Annotated in this window: 4 protein-coding genes; 1 reads left to right on the top strand and 3 read right to left on the bottom strand. The window is 68.1% G+C overall.

Going from position 1 to position 5,103, the window contains the following annotated elements:
- Window positions 1–166 precede the first annotated feature (166 nt).
- A complete protein-coding gene (locus AB1609_15045; GenBank protein MEW6047774.1) occupies window positions 167–709 on the bottom strand; it encodes a hypothetical protein in 543 nt (180 codons plus the stop codon).
- Between the two features lie 567 nt (window positions 710–1,276).
- Here AB1609_15045 and AB1609_15040 point away from each other — a divergent pair.
- On the top strand, window positions 1,277–2,383 hold the full coding sequence (locus tag AB1609_15040) for an aminopeptidase (GenBank protein ID MEW6047773.1): 1,107 nt from the start codon (window positions 1,277–1,279) through the stop codon (window positions 2,381–2,383).
- A gap of 82 nt (window positions 2,384–2,465) precedes the next feature.
- Here the strand turns inward: AB1609_15040 and AB1609_15035 are convergent, their stop codons facing one another.
- Window positions 2,466–3,011: a DinB family protein gene (locus AB1609_15035; protein MEW6047772.1), complete on the bottom strand. Its 546-nt coding sequence runs from the start codon at window positions 3,009–3,011 to the stop codon at window positions 2,466–2,468.
- Window positions 3,012–3,126: 115 nt separating this feature from the next.
- Window positions 3,127–4,557 (bottom strand): amino acid permease, encoded by a 1,431-nt coding sequence (locus AB1609_15030; protein MEW6047771.1) that lies wholly within the window; start codon window positions 4,555–4,557, stop codon window positions 3,127–3,129.
- Window positions 4,558–5,103: the final 546 nt, after the last annotated feature.

Here is a 5,103-nt window from a genome sequence, read left to right as displayed (position 1 = left end):
TGTAGAAGTTGGTGAAACTGGTCGGCGTGATTTGGGCACGGGTGGAGAGCGCACGCAGCTCCGCCATCTCCTCCTGGCTCAGTCTCCGATCGAGGGCGTGAAACTCGTAGTACTGGTACTCGCTCATCGGACAGGACACCTCCGCTATGCGCCTGGTCGGTGCCCCTTACTTCGTGATGAGGTCCTGCCACTCCGGCAGGTGCTCGCTCACGAAGTCCCGAGGCAGGGTGGGGTGCCGGTGCGAGGCTCCTTCTGCGGAGTCCTTCGGGCGCTTGGCTTCGGACCACGTCTTGACGACCCTGCTCGCCACCTCGAACGGGAAGTCGGCAGCCCACTGGAGCACCTCGTGGTCCTCGGCATCCCGAAGGCGGTAAAGGCCCAACAGGATCCCCTGGCAGATCTCGAGTGCTTGTTTTTCCATGGCCAGCTCAACGTAGCGCGTCATCTCGTCGATGAAGGGCTGAAGCGCCTCCTCGAGCAGCTCCCAGGCCGCCTCGTCCGGGGGCGTGTAGCCCCACCGGCTGGGTCCGGCACGGGCATTGAGGTCGTCGAGGTCTGGAAAGCGCAGGGCGGATTCGACCTCGTCGGCGACCGCCTCGAAGCTGACGTCAGATAGAAGCACCTGTGCGATCTCTTCAGCTTCGCCGGCAAGCTCCGGGTGAAGCGCGAGAAGCTGGTTCAGGACAGCCTGCGCTTCGTCGGGTTTCAAGCGGCTCAGAACCGCTCGCTTTGCCTTTCTGCCTTTTCCCGTCCTCCGGGCCAAATCGACCGCCTCCTTTACGGCATGGACGGCGCTCCCCGACACGGAGCGCGAGCGGCAATAAGGCGTCCCATGGGCCGCCATCGTCCCGCTCTTTCGGGCTCGGGAGGGGTGTTCGGAGGGCCGAGGTCTCTTCCTGGCTGAAGCGAAAGCGTGTCCGCGGCGCGCGGTCAGGTTGTCAGATACGAGCGACACCGCGGTGGCGCCGCAACACGTTCGAGCGTATCGTGGGGGCTTGTATGCGGGGCCACCGGGCGCTGCGCCCGGGTGACAGCGTCCGGCATGCCAGGTACACTATCGCCGTGAGCGGAGGTGGCCACGAGTGCGCAGCATACCCGACCTTCACCTCGCTCAGTGCCGTCGTGGTGGAGCGTCGATCCTGGCTTTCTGGCCCTCATTCGTTGCTACCACTCCACAAGGAGGTCGAACGCGATGGGGTGCGCTTGTAACCTAAGGCCATAACGTGCGTGCAGGCCTTTTAAGCCTATCTTGTCTCGAAGAAGGGTGGCATCTCTCGTGGCGGATCCGCGGGTCTCCAAAGTGGCGCAGGTGCTGGTGCGCTACAGCGTCTCGGTGAAGCCCGGCGAGCCGGTGCTCATCCAGAGTTCGGAGCTGGCCGCCCCGCTCGTGCGCGAGGTCTATCGCGAGGTGCTGAGGGCAGGCGGGCACCCTGAGGTGTTCGCCGGGCTGCCGGGGCTTGCCGAGGTGTTCTTGAAGGAGGCCTCGGACGAGCAGCTCGCTTACGTCTCCCCCGTGCGGGAACTCACGGTCGACCGGTACCCCGTGCACGTGCACATTGGGGCGCCCCACAACGTCAAGGAACTGTCCGGGGTGGACTCGAAAAAGCAGGCCGCCCGCAGCCGGGCGCTGGCGCCGCTCAACAACCGCTTCATGGAGCGCTCGGCCCGGGGCGAACTGCGCTGGGTGTACGCCGAGTACCCCACCCAGGCACTGGCCCAGGAGGCCGGCATGTCGCTTGCCGACTACGAAGAGTTCGTCTTTGCGGCGTGCCACGTCAACGACCCTGACCCGGTGGCCGCCTGGCGGAGGTTCCACGACGAGCAGGAGCGCATCTGCCAGGCGCTCGGCAAGGCGGACGTGCTGCGAATCGTGGCACCGGACACCGACCTCACGCTGCGGGTCGGCGGGCGCAGGTGGGAAAACGCCGACGGCCGCTACAACTTCCCCGACGGCGAGGTGTTCACGGGGCCGGTCGAGGACTCGGCCACCGGATACATCCGCTTCAGCTTTCCGGGCATCTACGCCGGCAAGGAGATCGAGGACATCCGGCTGGAGTTCGACAATGGCAAAGTCGTGAAGGCCACGGCCCGGCGGGGCGAGGACCTGCTGCACGCTTTGCTTGATTCCGACGAGGGGGCCCGCTACCTCGGAGAACTCGGTATCGGCACGAACTTCGAGATCCAGCGCTTCACCCGCAACATGCTCTTCGACGAGAAGATCGGCGGCACCATCCACCTGGCGGTGGGGGCCGGCTACCCCGAGACCGGCAGCCGCAACAAGTCGGGCGTCCACTGGGACATGCTGTGCGACATGCGGGACGGTGGAGAGATCTGGGCGGACGGGCGGCTCATCTACCGGGCGGGGAAGTTCCTCGTGGACTGAGTGGCTCGGAGATGTATAACGGGGTCGGGAACGGGCACTGTTACCTGCGCCGCCGGGAATGACGCCCCGCGACGGAGTTCATTCACCCGCCACGTTCGGCTGCACTACGCAGCCGGTAAAGCCGAACCCGCTCCTGGATGCCCGGCAGGTGCATCCGGTCGTGGCGGGCGCGCCGGGCGTTCCATTCCTGAACCCGGGTGTCCCGGAAGAGTTCGTCGGGAAGGGCGAGCAGGAGCCCGTACCAGGCGCCCCGCGCCTCCCCCAGTTCGTGCAGCACCCGGCGGACGGGCCAGCCGGCCCGGAAGGCGACCTGTTCGCTGTTCCACCGGTCGAGGTCAGCCTGTGTGGGGTGCCAGCCCGGGTGGGGCCACGGAAGCGGAGCGCCGGTGAGGATGAGTCTCAGCCCCCGCACAAACAGCCAGTCGCGGGATGCGAGGTGCGCCACGATCTCTTTAATGGACCACTTGCCCGGGAGGCGCGCGTCGAAGGCCTCGTCGGGCAGCCCTTCAATAGCCGCCAGAATCTCGTCGCGGGCCGCGCAGACCGTCTTCATGGCTTCGACCCGGTCGGGCGGGAACAGCTCCAGGGCGCCCACGTCGTAAAGACCCTCATCCCATCCGGGAAACACTGTTCCGGGAAGCACCGTTCGAAAACACGGCCAGGCGCCGAAGCCTTCGACGCCGTTCGGCGGCCTCCTGCGAGGGGCCGACGGGGGGGGGTTCGCCCGGGAGCGGGGCTGCACCTCAGGGGGCCGCTGAGCCGGCAGCGAGGCGCGACCGGTGCCGCCCGTAGGTGGCGTAGAAGACCAGCCCCAAGGCCAGCCAGGCCGCAAAGCGAATCCACGTCAGGTGGGGTAGTTGCAGCGCCAGGTAGAGGGATGCGACCGCGGTGAGGCCGGGGAGCCAGGGCACCCACGGCACGCGAAACGGCCGCTCCCATTCGGGGTGGACCCGCCGCAGCACGATCACCCCGATGGAGACGATGACGAACGCGGCCAGGGTTCCGATGTTGGCGAGCTCTGCCACGACCTGCACCGGCAGCAACGCCCCGAGCGTCGCGATCCCAATGCCTGTCAGCGACAACGCCCAGCGAGGCGTCTGGTTACGTCCCGTGGCGGCGAACAGCTGCGGGAGCAGGCCGTCCCGGGCCATGGCGAAGAAGATCCGGCTCTGGGCGTAAAGGTTGACGATCAGCACGCTGGTGAGACCCGCCAGGGCCCCCACGGCGACGAGACCCCCGGCCCAGCGGAGCCCGAGGCGCAGCAGCGCCGACGCGATGGGGGAGGGCACGTCGAGTTCGGTGTACGGTACGATCCCGGTCAGGACAGCCGCCACGGCCACGTACAGCAGGCTCGACAGCCCCAGCGAGCCGAGAATGCCACGCGCCAGGTCCCGCTGTGGGCGCCTCACCTCTTCGGCCGCGGTCGATACCGCATCAAAGCCGATGTAGGCAAAGAAAATCAGCCCTGCCCCCCGCAGCACGCCCTCCGGCCCGAAGGGCAGGAACGGCCGCCAGTTGGAGGGGTCGACTCGCGGGATGCCCACCGCCAGGAAGACGGCCAGCACCAGGAGCTTGGTAGCCACGGCTGCGTGCGTGGCTTCGGCTCCTTCGCGGGTGCCGCGGATCAGAAGGGCCGTCAACCCTGCCACGACGGCCACGGCGGGAAGGTTGACCAGGCCGCCTTCGAGCGGCCCGGCGGTCAGCGTGCGAGGAAGCGGCAGCCCCAGGCTCGCAAGCACGTCCGCCAGGTACCCGGACCAGCCGATGGCCACCGCCCCGGCGGCCACGGTGTACTCCAGAATCAGGTCCCAGCCGATGATCCAGGCGGCGAGTTCGCCGAGGGCAGCGTACGCGTACGTGTAAGCGCTGCCCGCCACGGGAACCATGGCGGCCAGTTCCGCGTAGACAATGGCGGCCATGGCGCTGACAACCCCCGCCAGAACGAAGGAGAGGACGACGCCCGGGCCGGCAAACCGGGCAGCCACCACGCCCGTGAGCACGAAAATGCCGGTCCCGATGATGGCCCCGACGCCGAAAACGGTCAGGTCGAGGGCCGTCAACTGGCGCCGGAGCCGGCGGCCCGCGTGGCGGGAGAGTTCCAGCATCTGCGCCCGGGACTTGGTGCGGAAAAGCTCCCGCATCCAGCCCGGCAGCGTCAACGGCCCTGCTGCCAACCGCGTCCCCCTTGAGGCCGTCAGTGGTATCGCGTCTAAAGCCTGCTCAAAAGGGCGGGGCGCGTATGTGGTGCCGGGGCGGGGATAGCGCGGACCCACTGACGCCGGCCGGTCCGGCGGGGCGCATTCGGTGCCTGGCGCGCGGGGTGCCTTGACGGGAAGCAGGGATTGGCGGTAGCATGGGGCCGTCGAAGAAGCTCAGGTTGCTGAGCGAGGGAAAGCGCGCCTAGGGTTCCGCAGGCAGCGGCCGCCGGTCTAACCACGCCCACGGGCGGTAGCTCGGTAAAGCGGGTCGATTGCCTGGCCAGGTCCAAGCGGCGCGGGCGCCCGACAGGGTGCTACACCGGTGGGACAAAAGCCCAGGTGGGTAGGTTTCACCTCGCCACGGTGAAACGCCCGCCCGGGCTAGCTTTTTTCGGGGCTCGTGCTGAGGGGCTCCGGGGCGGCCCGGGCGGGGCAGACTGGCGGGGGGAACAGAGTATGCTGCCGCAACCCGAGCGCGCAGCACCAGGTGCGCCTTCACCCGGCCCGGGACCTTACCAGGCC

The sequence above is a fragment of the Bacillota bacterium genome, assembly GCA_040754675.1.
Classification (GTDB): domain Bacteria; phylum Bacillota; class Limnochordia; order Limnochordales; family Geochordaceae; genus Geochorda.
The sequence above is the reverse complement of the archived record's forward strand: the minus strand, read 5'-3'. Positions and strand labels throughout refer to the sequence as shown.